Below are 14,953 nucleotides of genomic sequence, written 5' to 3'. Positions count from 1 at the left end.
GCACGAGCAGGCATCTTCTCCCCGTCGGTCGGCGCGGCGAAGGCGCGGCGGCCGGTTTCGGCGCAACGCATCCAAGCCGGGGTCGGTGGCAGAAGATATGGGCATGCGGATCCTCATGGCCGGTTCGTCCGGCTTCCTCGGCACCCGGCTGGTCGACCGGCTCACCTCGGGCGGGCACCAGGTCACCCGACTGGTCCGCCGGCCGGCGCGCACCCCCGACGAGCGGCAGTGGAATCCCTCGGCCGCGCAGCTCGACCCGGCGGTGGTCGCCGAGGCCGACGCGGTGGTCAACCTGGCCGGTGCCGGGGTCGGCGACAAGCGCTGGAGCGACGACTACAAGAAGCTGATCCGGTCCAGCCGGGTGGACAGCACGACCACGCTGGCCATCGCCATCGCCGGGCTGCCCGCCGCGGACCGGCCGTCGGTGCTGCTCAACTCCTCCGCCGTCGGCTGGTACGGCGACACCGGCGACCGCACGGTCGAGGAGGACGCCCCGGCGGGCGAGGGCTTCCTGGCCGACGTCTGCCGGGTCTGGGAGGCGGCGACCCGGCCGGCCGAGGACGCCGGCGTACGGGTGGTGCGGCTGCGTACCGGGCTGCCGCTGCACCGCGACGGCGGGATGCTCCAGCCGCAGCTGCTCCCGATCAAGCTGGGCCTCGGCGGGCGGCTGGGCAGCGGTCGGCAGTGGTGGTCCTGGATCTCGCTGCGCGACTGGGTGGACGCGGCGGCGTTCCTGCTGGAGCGGGACGACATTGCCGGCCCGGTCAACGGGGTCGGCCCGGACCCGGCAACCAACGCGCAGTTCACCCGGGAGCTGGCCCGCCACCTGCACCGCCCGGCGATCATCCCGATCCCGGCGCTGGCCCTGAAGGTGGCCCTCGGCGGCTTCGCCCAGGACATCCTCACCAGCACCCGCGTCCTGCCCGGCGTCCTCACCAAGGCCGGCTTCGAGTACCGCCACCCCGACCTCCCCGCCGCCCTGCACGCCGCGCTGACCGAGTGAGCGCCGCGGTCCCCCGCCTCGTCGGGGGACCGCTGCGCCAGCCGGGATCAGCAGCCGATCACCCAGTAGCTGGGGCCGGTCTGCTTGAGGGTGCTGGTGTAGAAGGTGTTGTACAGGCCCATCTTCTGGTTGCTGCCGAGGGCGTAGGCGTAGCCGCCGGACTGGTAGGCGCGGCCGGCGGTCACGTGCGCGTAGTTGCTGGCGGTGACGCAGACCGGCGAGGCCGTCGGGGTCGGGCTGGGCGAGGCGGTCGGGGTCGGGGAGGCGGTCGCGGTCGGCGTCGGGCTGGGCGTGACCCCGCCGTCGAGGCCGAAGAAGAGCGCGTCCCGGTACGTCGAGCAGATGGTGTCCAGGAAGTACGACGTGGCGGTGCCGCACTGGTCGGTCGCCGAGCCCGGGTCGACCGGGGTGCCGTGCCCCATCCCGGAGACCCGGTAGAGCCGGACCGCGTCGTTGCCGTACACCTCCAGGCTGGTGCCGGCGGGCAGCGAGGCGGTGCTGGTCGGGGTCTGCGAGACGCCGAGCACGTTGGTCCACTGGTCGCGGGACTCGGTGGCGTTCATCGGCACCACGGTGGTGTCGGAGGTGCCGTGCCAGATGGCCACCCGGGGACGCCGGCCGGTGTAGCCGGAGTAGGCGGCGCGGACCAGGTCGCCCCAGGCCGCCGGTGTCTTGTCCACCCCGCTGTACTGGCAGGTGCTGGTCGAGGCCGGCGGCGAGCAGCGGTAGGGGATGCCGGCGATGACCGAGCCGGCGGCGAAGACGTCGGGGTAGGTGGCGAGCATGACCGAGGTCATCGCGCCGCCGGCGGAGAGCCCGCTGACGTAGATCCGGTTGCCGTCCAGGCCGTAGTTGGACGTCGCGTAGTCGACCATCTGCCGGATCGACAGCGCCTCGCCCTGGCCCCGGCTGATGCCTCCCTCCGTGTACCAGTTGAAGCAGCTCAGCGGCTGGTTGGCCGACGACTGCTGGGGCACGATCAGGGCGAACTTCCACAGGTCGGCGTATTTCTGCCAGCCGGAGTTGGTGAAATAGCCGGCGGCGTTCTGAGTGCAGCCGTGCAGCAGCACCACGGCCGGCGCGTTGGCCGGCAGGCCGTCGGGGCGGTAGGCGTACATGCTCAGGTTGCCGGGGTTGGAGCCGAAGCCGGTGACCTGGGTGAGGGTGGCGGCCTGGGCGGGCACGGCGGCGGCGAGCGCGGCGGCGGCGGCCAGCACGACCGCGGTAGCCGCCCCGGCTAGCCGGGTGCGGAGGGATGGGGAACGGCGCACGGCGACCTCCTGGGTTGCGGATTGTGAACTGGGTCACCCCCGAGTTGCCGAGACGTTACGTCCGTGTTCCATCCCGCCGACATGGCCGGGACAACCACATCTGTCGATGCCGGGATATGGCCGGGGCGGACGTGGCGCAGTGAGGTTTCGTGTCTGACCGGCGGGTCCGGGTCGGGTTGGTAACGTCCGCTGCGTGCCGACCTCCCCGTCCCTGGCCACGGAACCGTCGCCCGGGTCCGCGCCCGTCACCCGGGACCGCCGCGCCGACCTGATCGTGGTGCTGGCCGCGCTGGCCCTGGCGGTCTGGGTGACCAGCGGCATGTGGCGCGACCCGAACACCCGGACGATCACCGTCAACTCCAGCGACCAGGCCCTCTTCGAGTGGCTGCTGGCCTTCGGCGGGCACTCGCTCACCCACGGGGAGAACCCGCTCTTCACCCACCTGATCAACGTCCCGGACGGGGTGAACCTCGCGGTCAACACCTCGATCACCGTGTACGCCTGGGTCCTCGCACCGCTGACGTACCTGATCGGGCCGCCCGCGACCTTCCTGGTGATCCTCACCCTCAACCTGGCCGCCACCGCGCTGGCCTGGTACTGGCTGCTCAGCCGGCACCTGGTGCGCAGCCGGCTGGCCGCCGCCGTCGCCGGACTCTTCATCGGCTACTGCCCGGCCATGGTGTCGCACGCCAACGCCCACCTGAACTGGACCGCCGGCTGGCTGGTGCCGCTGCTGATCCAGGGCGTGTTCGCGCTGCGCCGCCCCGGCAACGCGCTCCGTGGCGGGGTGCTGCTCGGCGTGCTGGTGGCGGTCGCCTTCTCGATCGCCGCCGAGGGGCTCTTCTTCACCGCCCTCGCGCTCGCCGGATTCCTCGCCCTCTGGGCGATGCAGCCGTCCCGCCGGGCCGAGGTCCGCGCCGCGCTGCCGCACTTCCTGCGCGGGCTGGGGGTGACCGCGCTGGTCGCCGGGATGCTGCTGGCGTACCCACTCTGGCTGCACTTCGCCGGGCCGCAGCGCTTCCACGGCACCGGCTTCGACCCGCTGATCCACTCCGAGGACATCGCCGCGTACGGGTCGTACCCCCGCCGGTCCCTCGCCGGCTGGGCCGGGCTGGGCACCTCGCTGGCGCCGAACCCGACCGAGGAGAACTCCTTCTTCGGCCTCCCCCTGCTGCTGCTCGCCACCGCCTGCTTCGGGCTGCTGTGGCGGCGCGCCGATCGGGCCTTCCGGGCCACCCTGTGGGCGCTGGCCGTCACCGCGATCGTCTTCGCGGTGCTCTCCTGGGGGCCGACGGCCAAGTGGAACGGCCGGCGCACCGACCAGCTGCTGCCGTTCGGCGTGCTGGACAACCTGCCGGTGATCAACGCGGCGCTGCCCTCCCGGCTGGCGCTGGTCGTGGCGCCGGTGATCGGGCTGCTGCTGGCGTACACGGTCGACCAGCTCCGGGCCCGGCCGCCCCGGCACCGCTCCACCGAGCTGGTCTGGGCGCTCGGCTTCGCCGCCGCGCTGCTGCCGCTGCTGCCCACCCCGCTGCTGACCAGCGTGCGCGAACCGATCCCGGCGTTCATCACCGCGGGCACCTGGAAGCAGCACGTCTCCCCCGGCGGGGTGCTGACCCCGCTGCCGCTGACCGTGGACGTCACGCCGGACGGCCAACGCTGGCAGGCGTACGCCCTGGCCCACCGGCAGGGCGAGTTCCGCATCCCGGCCGGCTTCTTCCTCGGCCCCGGCGGCCCGGACGGCCGCGGCCGGATCGGCCCGGTCCCCCGCACCTTCGACTCGCTGATGGACCAGGCCGGGCGGACCGGCCTCGTCCCGATCATCACCGACGGCAGCATCAGGGAGTCCCTGGCCGACCTGCGCTACTGGCACGTCGAGGCGGTGGTTCTGGCCGACCGGGTGCACGGCGCCAAGTACGACATCGACGAGGAAGCCGTCCGCCGCACCGCCACCGCCCTGCTCGGCCCCCCGCAGCGGGTCGACGACGTCTGGCTCTGGAAGGTCCCACCGGCCTGAGCGACGAGGCTCACGCAGCCCACCGGCGGTCGGCGGGACTAGTCTGGGCGGGTGAGCGTGACGACTTCCGGTTTGACCGCCGTCCGGGCTGGGCTCCTCGACTACCGCGCCGCCTGGGACGAACAGCGCCGACTGCACGAGGCCGTGGTGGCCGGCGAGCAGGGCGACACCGTGCTGCTGCTGGAGCACCCGAGCGTCTACACCGCCGGCAAGCGCACCGAGCCGTGGGACCGACCGATGGACGGCACCCCGGTGGTCGACGTGGACCGCGGCGGCAAGATCACCTGGCACGGGCCGGGGCAGCTCGTCGGCTACCCGATCGTCAAGCTGCCCGACCCGGTGGACGTGGTCGCGTACGTGCGCCGCACCGAGCAGCTGCTGATCGACGTCTGCGCCGAGTTCGGGCTGACCGCCGGCCGGGTCGAGGGACGCAGCGGCGTCTGGGTGCCGGAGGACGACCGCGGCCCCGCCCGCAAGGTCGCCGCCATCGGCATCCGGGTTGCCCGCGGGGTCACCCAGCACGGCTTCGCGATCAACTGCGACTGCGACCTGTCGTACTACGACCGGATCGTCCCGTGCGGCATCCGGGACGCCGGCACCACCTCGCTCACCGCCGAGCTGGGCCGTCCGGTCACCGTCGCCGACGTGCTCCCGGTCGTCGAGCGTCACCTGCCCACCCTGGTCGCGGTCGAGGGCTGACCGGGTGCGGCTCGATCTCGTCACCCTCGTCGTCGCCGACTACGACCCCGCCATCGACTTCTTCACCGAGGTGCTCGGCTTCGAGCTGGTCGAGGACAAGCCGTCCCTGACCAACGACGGCCGGCCAAAGCGCTGGGTGGTGGTCCGCCCGCCGGGTGGCGGGACCGGGCTGCTGCTGGCCCGCGCCGACGGCGAGCGGCAGGAGGCGGCGGTCGGCGACCAGACCGCCGGTCGGGTCGGCTTCTTCCTCCAGGTCGACGACTTCGAGGCCACCTACCGCCGGATGCGGGAGGCGAACGTCGAGTTCGTGAAACCGCCGCGCACCGAGCCGTACGGCCGGGTCGCCGTCTTCCGCGACCTCGCCGGCAACCCCTGGGACCTGCTCGGCCCCGCCTGACCGGGCGCAGGCGGGTGTCGACTCGGTCTCAACCAGATTGACCGCCCGTCCCCAGGAAGGTTGGCTGCTGTCGAGACGAGGCGCCGACGGAAGGACCCCCCGATGACCGACGTGCTGTCGATGCAGCAGCAGATCGCCGACGAACTCCAGGTGGCGACGACCTTCGACGCCGCAGGGGAGATCGAACGTCGCATCGTCTTCCTCGCCGACCGCCTGGTCGACACGGGGCTGACGGCGCTGGTCCTCGGCATCAGCGGCGGGGTGGACTCCACCACCACCGGTCGGCTCTGCCAGCTCGCGGTCGAACGGGCCCGCGACGCCGGCCATCCGGCGATCTTCGTCGCGATGCGGCTGCCGTACGGGGTGCAGGCCGACGAGCACCACGCCCAGGCCGCACTGGAGTTCATCCGGGCCGACCGGGTGCTGACGGTCGACGTCAAGCCGGCCAGCGATGCCGCGCTGGACGCGCTGGTGGCGGGCGGGCTGACCTTCCGGGACGCCGCCCAGCAGGACTTCGTGCACGGCAACATCAAGGCCCGCCAGCGCATGATCGCCCAGTACGCGGTGGCCGGGGCGATGGACGGGCTGGTGGTCGGCACCGACCACGCGGCCGAGGCGGTCACCGGCTTCTTCACCAAGCACGGCGACGGGGCCGCCGACGTCGTACCGCTGACCGGGCTGACCAAGCGGCGGGTGCGCGCGATCGCCGCGGCGCTCGGCGCCCCCGCCGAACTGGTCGGCAAGGCGCCCACCGCGGACCTGGAGAGCCTCGACCCGGGCAAGCTCGACGAGGACGCGCTCGGCCTGGCGTACGAGCACATCGACGACTACCTGGAGGGCCGGCCGGTGCCGGCCAAGGTCGAGCGGGCGCTGGTGGCCCGCTACCGGGCGACCGACCACAAGCGCCGCCTGCCGGTCACGCCGTAGCAGACCGGCAGGCCGCGTCGGCCCGGCCGGCGCCGGGCCGACGCGTACCGCTACGGGGTGAGCCGGTGCAGGTCGCGCGGGAAGGCGGTCACCTCGCGGACGTTGGCCGCGCCGGTGAGGCGGGCGACGAAGCGTTCCAGGCCGATGGCGAAGCCGCCGTGCGGCGGCATCCCGTGCCGGAACGCGTCCACGTAGCCGACGTACGGCTCGACCGGCTCGCCACGTGCGGCCAGGGCGGCCAGGTAGTCGTCGTACCGGTGCAGCCGCTGGCCCCCGGTGACCAGTTCCAACCCGCGGAAGAGCAGGTCGAACCCGTTGGAGTAGGCGGGCCGCGCCGGGTCGGGGTGGGTGTAGAAGGGGCGCTTCGCCATCGGGTACCCGGTGACGAAGAGGAAGTCCGAACCGTGCTCGGCCATGGCCCACTCCCCCAGCGCCCGCTCGTGCGCCGGGGCGAGGTCCGGCTCGTCGGCCGGCGCCCCAGCGATCTTCAACGCCTCGGTGAAGTGCACCGCCGGGATCTCGGCCGGCACCTCCGGCGCCTCGAGCCCGAGCGTGGCCAGCGCGGCGCCGGCCCGGTCCGTCACCGCGCCGAGCATCCCGGCCAGGGTGTCCCGCAGGACGACCATCACGTCCCGGTGGTCGGCGACGAAGCCCAGCTCGACGTCGAGCGAGGTGTACTGCGCCAGGTGCCGGACGGTGTCGTGCGGCTCGGCCCGGAACACCGGTCCGACCTCGTAGACCCGCTCGAACACGCCGACCATGAGCTGCTTGTAGAACTGCGGCGACTGGGCCAGGTACGCGGGCCGGCCGAACCAGTCCAGCGCGAACACGTTCGCCCCACTCTCGGTGGACGAGCCGACCACCTTCGGGGTGTGGATCTCGACGAAGTCGCGGGCGTCCAGCGCGGCCCGGAAGCCGGCCACACTCGCCGCCGAGATCCGCAGCGCCGCCGACCTCGACGGGTGGCGCAGCGCGGTCGGGGCGTTGTCGAGCTGGGTGGGCAGGGTGGCGGTCAGCGTGGGCCGGTACAGGTCGAACGGCGGCGGCACGGCGGGCGGGCCGAGCGGTCGTACCGCCGGGTCGGTCAGCTCGACCCCGGCGGGCGCGGTGTCGTTCGCGACCACCGTGGCGGTGACCTCGACGACCGTCTCCTCGGTGAGCTGCTCCAGCGCGGCGCGGGCGGCCGGGTCGGTGACCACCACCTGGGCCAGGCCGGCGGCGTCCCGGACGATCAGGAAGGCCACCGACTTGAGCAGCCGGCGGCGGTGCACCCAGCCGGCGACCCGCACGGTCTCGCCGACATGGGCACGGAGCTGGGTGGAAAGGATGCGTTGCACGGCGGTTACCTCCTCGATCAATCGCAACGCGATCCCCGGGAGGTGTGGGCGAGCGGGAACCTCGCGGTGCCACCACACCTTCGCCCCCGCCGGAGCGGGAGCCTCCTTCGTCGCCCGTGACGTGGGCCAGCCGGCGGGCTCTACTGGGCGCGGACGCCGTTCTTCCCGCAGCTCGGGAGGGTCTTCGCACGCCGGGACCAGACCGCCTCGCAGCAATCGGCGGCTCTCTGGACTGGCGGGACCGGTGCGCTACTCGGCTCCGTCGTCGCTGTTGCCGGAGACCGTAGCATCCGATCGGCCGTATGTGTGACGCTGATTTTTCGGCCCTCGGTGTCCGGTGTCACAACATCTGCGGCGTGACGCCGGTCGCCCGACGTTCATCGACGGCCGCCGTCCGGCGTAGGCTCGGTTTCGTGACGATCGAGCACTCCGCGCCGACGACTGAGCAGGCCACGCGCACCGCGACGGTCGCCCCCGAGGGGCGGCGCATGCTGCGGATCGAGGCGCGCAACGCCGAGACGCCGATCGAGCGCAAGCCGCCGTGGATCAAGGTCAAGGCCAAGATGGGGCCGGAGTACACCCAGCTGCGCGGGCTGGTCTCGCGCGAGGGGCTGCACACCGTCTGCCAGGAGGCCGGCTGTCCCAACATCTACGAATGCTGGGAGGACCGGGAGGCCACCTTCCTCATCGGTGGCGACCAGTGCACCCGGCGCTGCGACTTCTGCCAGATCGACACCGGCAAGCCCGCCGAGTTCGACGCCGACGAGCCCCGCCGGGTCGCCGAGTCGGTCGCCGCGATGGGGCTGCGCTACGCCACCATCACCGGCGTCGCCCGCGACGACCTGCCCGACGGCGGCGCCTGGCTGTACGCCGAGACGGTCCGGCAGATCCACGCCCTGCAGTCCGGCTGCGGCGTGGAGCTGCTGATCCCCGACTTCAACGCGGTCCCCGAGCAGCTCGCCGAGGTCTTCGGCTCGCGTCCGGAGGTGCTCGCGCACAACGTCGAGACCGTGCCGCGGATCTTCAAGCGGATCCGCCCGGCCTTCCGCTACGAGCGCTCCCTCGACGTGATCCGGCAGGCCCGCGCCGACGGCCTGGTCACCAAGAGCAACCTGATCCTGGGCATGGGCGAGGAGCGGGAAGAGGTCTCCCAGGCGCTGCGCGACCTGCACTCCGCCGGCTGCGAGCTGATCACCATCACCCAGTACCTGCGCCCCTCCCCCCGGCACCACCCGGTGACCCGGTGGGTCAAGCCGGAGGAGTTCGTCGAGCTCCGCGCGGAGGCCGAGGAGATCGGCTTCGCCGGCGTGATGAGCGGTCCGCTGGTCCGCTCGTCGTACCGGGCCGGTCGGCTCTACAAGCAGGCCCTCGAGGCTCGCGAAGGGGTCACCGCCGCCAGCTGAGCCGGGCAAATCCGGGCATTACCGCCCATTCGCCCGGGCCCCGATGCCACGATCACGGGCGTGTCCGCCGCCGCGGTACGCCAGGAGTCGCACGAGGCAGCGCGCCCACGCGCGCCCCGGCGTCACCGGCTGCCGGTGCTGCTCACCCTGCTCATGGTCCGCGCCGGGGTCGGCTACCGGCTGGTCCTGCTGCTGGCCGACGCGCCGCCGACCAACAGCGATGAGGCGACCATGGGCCTGGCCGCCCTGCACATCGCCCGCGGCCACGAGTTTCCGGTCTGGTTCTACGGCCAGGCGTACATGGGCACGCTGGAGGCGTACCTGGCCGCACCGCTGCTCGCGCTGACCGGGCCGTCGGTGCTCGCGCTGCGGCTGCCCACCCTCGCGCTCTACGCGCTCTTCCTCCTCCTGGTCTGGCGGCTGACCCGGCGACTCGGCGCGGACCGCTGGTTCGCCCTGCTGGTCGTCGGCTTCCTCGCGCTCGGCTCCGACCGGATCGTCAAGAACCAGTTGATCGCCGGCGGCGGCTACCCGGAGCTGAACCCGGCCGGCGTCGGGCTGGCCCTGCTCACCCTGGACCTCTGCGCCGGCCGGCCGGGCGCGCGGCTGCCCCGCTGGGCCGCGTGGGGGCTGATCTCCGGGCTGATGCTCTGGGTCGACCCGCTGCTGCTGCCGTACATCGCCGGGACGGGAGCGGTGCTGGTGGCGTGGCGGCGGCGGGAGCTGGCCGGCCGGGCCGGCATCGTGACCGTGGGGGCGACCCTGCTCGGCGCGGCGCCGATGCTGGTCGACAGCCTCCGGCACGGGCGCGACCCCTTGACGGCCGTCCTCGCCGCCAGCGGCGGAGACGCGGCGGCCGGCTGGGGCGAGCGGCTGCACGGCGGGCTCGTGCTGGGCCCCCCGCTCGGCATGGGCTTCTGTTCGCCGGGCCACTGCGCCACCTGGCAACTCTGGTGGGCCCTCGCGTTCCCGGTCCTGCTGCTGCTCGCCGCGCTCTCCGCCGGGCGCGCCCTCCGCATCCCGACCCCCACCCCCGGGTCGGTCCCGGCCGCGGCGGTGCGGCTGGCGCTGCTGGTGGGGGCGGTCGGGGTGCTCGGGGCGTACGTACTGAGCAGCGCCGCCGGGCGGACGCCGGTGGAGAGCGCCCGCTACCTGTCGTGCCTGGCGGTCGCCACCCCGGCCCTGCTCTGGCCGCTCCGGGCGGCGACCCGGGGCGGCCGGGGCCCCGCCCGGGTCGCCGCCGTCGCCGTGCTGGCCGCCATGCTCGGCACGGCCGGCGTCGCCACCGCCGCCGCCGGGCGCACCGTGCCGGCCACCCACGCCGAGGCCGACCGGTACCGCGCGCTGGTTGACACCCTCGACGAGCTGGGGGTACGGCACGTCCGCGGCGGCTACCGGACGTGCAACCGGCTCACCTTCGCCAGCGGGGAGGACGTGGTCTGCGCGGTGGTCGACGACGACCTGCGCCCGGGCCTCGACCGCTACCCCGCATACCGGCGGGCGGTGGACGCCGACCCCGGCGCGGGCTGGGTCGCGCCGGTCGGCTCGCCGCCGGCCGCCCGGCTCGACCGGCGGCTGGGCCCCGACCCGGGCGAGCTGGACGTGGTCACCGTCGAGGGCTGGCGGATCTACCTCCCCCGCGGCTGAGGCACGGTCGTGGTGGCGTCGTCCAGCAGGCCGAGGCGGTGCGCCAGCGCGGCGGCCTCGACCCGGTTGGTGACGTCCAGCTTGGCGATGATCCGGGAGACGTGCACGCTGGCCGTCTTCGGCGAGATGAAGAGCCGCTCGGCGATCCGGCTGTTGCTGTGCCCCTCGGCCACCAGCCGCAGCACCTCCTGCTCGCGGCTGGTCAGCAGGTCAGGGCCGGGGCGGCCACCACCGCGCAGCCCGACCCGACGGGCCAGGACGGTCGCCTGCTCGGCGAGCGGCGTCGCGCCGAGCCCGGCGGCGAGGTCGGCCGTCTCCCGGACCGCGGCGGCCACCGCGTCCCGTTCCCCGGCCGCGGCAGCCGCCTCCGCCAGCCCGAGCAGCGCCCGACCCAGCGGGTACGGTTGCCCGTTCGCACGCCACGCCTCGACCGCCGCCCGCCAGGCCGGCAGCGCCGCGCCGCCGGCTGCCAGGATCGCGTTCACCTGGGCGGCGTGTGCCCGCTCCGCCGGATAGCGGGCGGGCAGGGCGGCGGCCACCGCGGACACGTCGGCGGCCAGGCCGGTGTCCCCGGCCAGCGCGGCGGCGCGGGCCACGGCGCTGAGCACCGGCCAGCCCTCCCGGGGCAGGTCGGGCAGGCGCTCGTCGGCCAGCGCGGTGCGCGCCGCCCGGACCGCCTCCACCTTGTCGTCCGCGGCGAGCGCGGCCTCGACGCGCAGCTCGAGCAGCGGCAGCCGGTGGTTGGGCCAGAGGTACGGCCGGGCGAGGAAGGACAGCGCGCGACCGACCAGCTCGTCGGCGGCCGGATGCGCCCGGGCCAGCCGCAGCCCGGCCCGTAGCTGGAGCCAGTGCAGGCCGGAGACGCCGGCCGGGTCGATCCGGGCCGCCTCGGCGCAGGCCGCGTCGGCCTCGTCCCAGCGGCCCAGGGCGATCAACGCCTCGGCCCGGTTCGACAGCAGGTACGCCCCGGTGGAGCGGCTGATCCCGACCCGGCGCGCCTCGCTCACCCCGGCGGCGGCCGCCTGCTCCGACTCGGCGTAGCAGCCCAGCTCGAAGAGCACGTCGGAGAGGTGGACCAGGGCGCTGACCAGGGCGGGCGTGTTGCCGGTGGCGCGGGCCAGGGCCTCGGCCCGGCGCAGCTCGGCCAAGCCCAGGTCGGGGGCCTTGTCGGTGCGGCAGAGCAGGGCGATCCGGGTGGGCAGCAGCGCGACGTCCGCGCCGATCCGCTCGGCCGCGGCCATCGCTTCGGCAGCCACCGAGGCGGCCTGCACCGGGTCGATCTTCGCCAGGTGGGCGGCGATGTCGGCGAGCACCCGGAGCCGTTCCCGGCCGTCCGGCACCCCGGCCGCCAGCCGGTACGCCTCGCGCAGCTCGGCGGCGCCGTCGCTCTTGCCGAGCAGCGCCAGCAGTCGCCCCCGCTGGTCGAGCAGGCAGGCGGCGCGCAGCGGCTCGGCGGCGGTGTCCACCTCGGCCAGCGCGGCCCGGGTGAGGGTGGCCGCCCGGTTGTAGTCGCCGGCGGTGCTGGCGGCGGCCACGGTGTCCTCCAGCAGGCGCAGGTGGTCCATGCCGAGCCGGTCGGCGGCGTCGGGCACCAGTTCCCACAGCTCCAGCACCCGCTCCAACAGCCGACTCTGTTCGGCGTACGCGTAGCGGTCGGCGGCGGCGCAGGCCGCGGCGCGGGCGGCGACCAGGGCGCGGGGGTGGTCGTGCGCGGCGTACCAGTGGTGGGCGATCTCGGCCGGGGCACGACCGGCGGCCACCAGGTGCGGCTGTGCCTCGATCGCCGCGGCGTAGCGGGCGTGCAGCCGGGCGTGCTCGCCGGGGAGCAACTCGTCGTGGACGGCCTCGCGGACCAGCGCGTGCCGGAACTCGTAGTCGCCGTCGGGGTCGGCCACCACGAGCTGGGCGGCCACCGCGGCGCGCAGGGCGTCCTCCAGCTCGGACTCGGGCAGGCCGGCGACCTCGGCGAGGAGCTGGTGGGCGAAGCGGGTGCCGCCGGCCGCGGCGATCCGCAGCACCCGCTGGGCCGGCTCGGGCAGCCGGTCCACCCGGGCGAGCAGCAGGTCGCGCAGGGTCTCCGGCAGCGCGGCGCAGCCCACCGGGTCGCCCGCGGCGGCCAGTTCCTCGATGAAGAAGGGGTTGCCCTGGGTGCGGTCGTGCACGTCGTCGACCGCCCGCGGGGCGGGCTCGACACCGAGCAGGTCGGCCAGGATGGCGCCGGTGCCGTCCCGGTCGAGCCGGCCCAGCTCGACGCGGTCGACGCCCCGGGCCCGGTCCAGCTCGGCGAGGAAGGGCCGCAGCGGGTGGCCGCGGTGCAGCTCGTCGGTGCGGTAGGTGCAGACCAGCAGCAGCCGCGCGGTCCGAGCCGCCCGGACCAGGAAGCCGATCAGGTCCCGGGTGGACCGGTCGGCCCAGTGCAGGTCCTCGATCACCAGGACCAGGGGCTGCCCGGCGGCGAGCCGCTTGAAGAGGTCCCCCACCAGGTCGAAGAGGTAACCGCGCGGGGTGTCCGAGACGGGCAGGCCGCTCGGCGCGGCGACCCCGGCCGGCACCCGGGCCAGCTCCGGCAGCAGCCGGGCGAACTCCAGCTCGTAGCCGGAGAAGACGCCCGGGCCGTCGCGGCGCAACACCTCCCGCAGGGCCGCGGCGAACGGCGCGAAGGGCAGGCCCGCCTCACCCAGCTCCAGGCACTGGCCGACCAGGACGCGCGCCCCGGCGGCGGTGGCCAGGCCGCCGAACTCCTCCAGCAGCCGGGTCTTGCCGACGCCGGCCTCGCCGCCGACCAGGACGGTGGTGGGCTCCCCGGCCCGGGCCCGGACGAGCGCGTCGCGCAGCGCCGCCACCTCCTGGTGGCGGCCGACGAGGACGGTGCTGGCGGCGCGTACGGTCACGCCATCGAGCATGCCATGACGGGCACCGACCCCGACCCGGCCGACCGGCCGGTCTCCCGGCGGGCCGCCAGCCTCAACCCGGCTCGGGCCGGCCGCCCCCGTGGCGGCCGGCCCGGCGGTTCCGGTACCGGCGGTTCCGGTGGCGGCCGGACCGGTGACTCCGGTGCCGGCCGCCCGGTCAGTTCCCGCGGCGGCCGGAGCGGCGGTGCCGGTGGCGGGAGCCGCCGGCAGCGCGGGGGCGGTCACCGGCGGGCGTCGGTGACGCGACCGGCGTGCTGCCGCCGACTCAGCCAGCTGCGCGAGTGGCGGCGGGGCAGCGCCCGGGCGAGCCGGTCCGCGGCCGCGTCGGCCTGGAGCTCGGAGGCGTGCGTACGGTGGATGGTGAGCAGGAAGTCTGCGTCGTTGCCGAACATCTCGGTTCCCCTGTCGTGCGGTGTCGTTCGTTGTCGAGATTGACTTTCCGCCCGAAGGTGGCCCCGGGGCATGGGTGCGCCGCCTGATCTTCGCTCCGACAGCCTCCTTACCCGGGCGCCTCAGGCGCCCGGCGGCGACGTAAGGTACTCAGCCGCGTGGAGGGCCGGCCGCGGATCAAACGGGGCGGACGGCGACCACTAGACTCTGCGACATGGCAAAGCCCCAGGAGAAGGTCTCGTTCGGCCAGCGGCTGAAGCAGATCGGGATGGTGTTCCAGTTCACCGCGAAGCAGGACCGGTGGTTCGCGCCGCTGACCGCCGCGGCGGTGCTGATCCCGCTCGCGCTCACCGTGGTCGCGGTCATTCTCTGGAGTTGGATCTGGCTGCCGATCGGCATCCTGTTCGCCCTGCTCGCCGTGCTGATCGTGCTGAACCTGCGGTCCAACAAGGCGATGATGAACGCCGCCGAGGGCCAGCCGGGCGCGGCGGCGCAGATCATGGAGAGCATGCGCGGCGACTGGCGGGTGACCCCGGCGGTCAGCTCCACCACCCAGATGGACATGGTGCACCTGGTCGTCGGCCGGCCCGGCGTGATCCTGCTGGCGGAGGGGAACCCGCAGCGGGTCCGCGGCCTGCTCGGGCAGGAGAAGCGGCGGCTGGCCAAGGTGATCGGCTCCGCCCCGCTGCACGACTACGTGATCGGCCAGGACGAGGGCGAGCTGCCGATCCGCAAGCTGCGGATGACCCTGATGCGGCTGCCCCGCACGCTGGCCCCCAAGGATGTCAACGCCCTCGACAAGCGGCTGAAGGCGCTCACCGCCCGCCCGCAGATGCCCAAGGGCGCGATCCCGAAGAACATGCGGCCGCCGCGCGGCGCGTTCCGCCAGACCCGGGGCCGCTGACCCCCGTCGTACGCGCAGGAGAGCCGGGCCCCTTCGGGCCCGGCTC

The 14,953-nt window shown here is 74.5% G+C and carries 12 protein-coding genes; 8 read left to right on the top strand and 4 right to left on the bottom strand.

The genetic code is table 11. From position 1 onward, the window contains the following. The first annotated feature begins 103 nt into the window (after positions 1-103). The gene (locus OG799_RS01725) at positions 104-1,003 is read left to right on the top strand and encodes a TIGR01777 family oxidoreductase (protein WP_406042383.1); all 900 of its coding nucleotides are present in this window, start codon (positions 104-106) and stop codon (positions 1,001-1,003) included. A 47-nt stretch (positions 1,004-1,050) separates the two neighbouring features. On the opposite strand, the gene OG799_RS01720 is transcribed toward OG799_RS01725, so the two are convergent. Further along, positions 1,051-2,274, bottom strand: a complete 1,224-nt coding sequence (locus OG799_RS01720) for a PHB depolymerase family esterase (RefSeq protein ID WP_406042381.1) — start codon at positions 2,272-2,274, stop codon at positions 1,051-1,053. Between the two features lie 193 nt (positions 2,275-2,467). On the opposite strand from OG799_RS01720, the gene OG799_RS01715 reads away from it, so the two are divergent. The 4 genes from OG799_RS01715 (at position 2,468) to nadE (ending at position 6,314) form a co-directional block, all read left to right on the top strand. Then, the gene (locus tag OG799_RS01715) at positions 2,468-4,291 is read left to right on the top strand and encodes a DUF2079 domain-containing protein (protein ID WP_406042379.1); all 1,824 of its coding nucleotides are present in this window, start codon (positions 2,468-2,470) and stop codon (positions 4,289-4,291) included. 51 nt (positions 4,292-4,342) lie between these two features. Next, a complete protein-coding gene (lipB, locus tag OG799_RS01710; protein ID WP_406042377.1) occupies positions 4,343-4,990 on the top strand; it encodes a lipoyl(octanoyl) transferase LipB in 648 nt (215 codons plus the stop codon). A gap of 4 nt (positions 4,991-4,994) precedes the next feature. Beyond that, on the top strand, positions 4,995-5,387 hold the full coding sequence (locus tag OG799_RS01705; protein WP_406042375.1) for a VOC family protein: 393 nt from the start codon (positions 4,995-4,997) through the stop codon (positions 5,385-5,387). 102 nt (positions 5,388-5,489) lie between these two features. Continuing rightward, the gene (gene nadE, locus OG799_RS01700; protein WP_406042373.1) at positions 5,490-6,314 is read left to right on the top strand and encodes an ammonia-dependent NAD(+) synthetase; all 825 of its coding nucleotides are present in this window, start codon (positions 5,490-5,492) and stop codon (positions 6,312-6,314) included. Between the two features lie 50 nt (positions 6,315-6,364). Here nadE and aspS read toward each other — a convergent pair whose 3' ends face one another. Further along, complete coding sequence (aspS, locus tag OG799_RS01695) at positions 6,365-7,651, bottom strand: aspartate--tRNA(Asn) ligase (RefSeq protein WP_406042371.1); 1,287 nt, start codon at positions 7,649-7,651, stop codon at positions 6,365-6,367. A 356-nt stretch (positions 7,652-8,007) separates the two neighbouring features. Here aspS and lipA point away from each other — a divergent pair, with 356 nt between their 5' ends. Continuing rightward, entirely contained in the window at positions 8,008-9,054 is a 1,047-nt protein-coding gene (gene lipA / locus OG799_RS01690) for a lipoyl synthase (protein ID WP_406042369.1), read from the top strand. A 60-nt stretch (positions 9,055-9,114) separates the two neighbouring features. Next, on the top strand, positions 9,115-10,701 hold the full coding sequence (locus OG799_RS01685; protein ID WP_406042367.1) for a DUF423 domain-containing protein: 1,587 nt from the start codon (positions 9,115-9,117) through the stop codon (positions 10,699-10,701). Here OG799_RS01685 and OG799_RS01680 read toward each other — a convergent pair. Next, complete coding sequence (locus tag OG799_RS01680) at positions 10,683-13,592, bottom strand: AAA family ATPase (RefSeq protein ID WP_406042365.1); 2,910 nt, start codon at positions 13,590-13,592, stop codon at positions 10,683-10,685. The two genes, OG799_RS01685 and OG799_RS01680, sit on opposite strands and share 19 nt — an antisense overlap. Positions 13,593-13,834: 242 nt before the next feature. After that, entirely contained in the window at positions 13,835-14,005 is a 171-nt protein-coding gene (locus tag OG799_RS01675) for a hypothetical protein (protein ID WP_406042363.1), read from the bottom strand. Positions 14,006-14,217: 212 nt separating this feature from the next. Here OG799_RS01675 and OG799_RS01670 point away from each other — a divergent pair, with 212 nt between their 5' ends. Next, entirely contained in the window at positions 14,218-14,907 is a 690-nt protein-coding gene (locus OG799_RS01670) for a DUF4191 domain-containing protein (protein ID WP_406042361.1), read from the top strand. The last annotated feature ends 46 nt before the right edge of the window (positions 14,908-14,953 follow it).

Origin of the sequence: Micromonospora sp. NBC_00898, assembly GCF_045207895.1 — a bacterium.
Lineage (GTDB): Bacteria > Actinomycetota > Actinomycetes > Mycobacteriales > Micromonosporaceae > Micromonospora.
The sequence above is the reverse complement of the archived record's forward strand: the minus strand, read 5'-3'. Positions and strand labels throughout refer to the sequence as shown.

Excerpts from the sequence above, each read along its gene's own strand:
- OG799_RS01675 (WP_406042363.1), bottom strand. The coding sequence starts at position 14,005 with ATGTTCGGCAACGACGCAGACTTCCTGCTCACCATCCACCGTACGCAC.
- nadE (WP_406042373.1), top strand. The coding sequence starts at position 5,490 with ATGACCGACGTGCTGTCGATGCAGCAGCAGATCGCCGACGAACTCCAG.
- OG799_RS01670 (WP_406042361.1), top strand. The coding sequence starts at position 14,218 with ATGGCAAAGCCCCAGGAGAAGGTCTCGTTCGGCCAGCGGCTGAAGCAG.
- OG799_RS01725 (WP_406042383.1), top strand. The coding sequence starts at position 104 with ATGCGGATCCTCATGGCCGGTTCGTCCGGCTTCCTCGGCACCCGGCTG.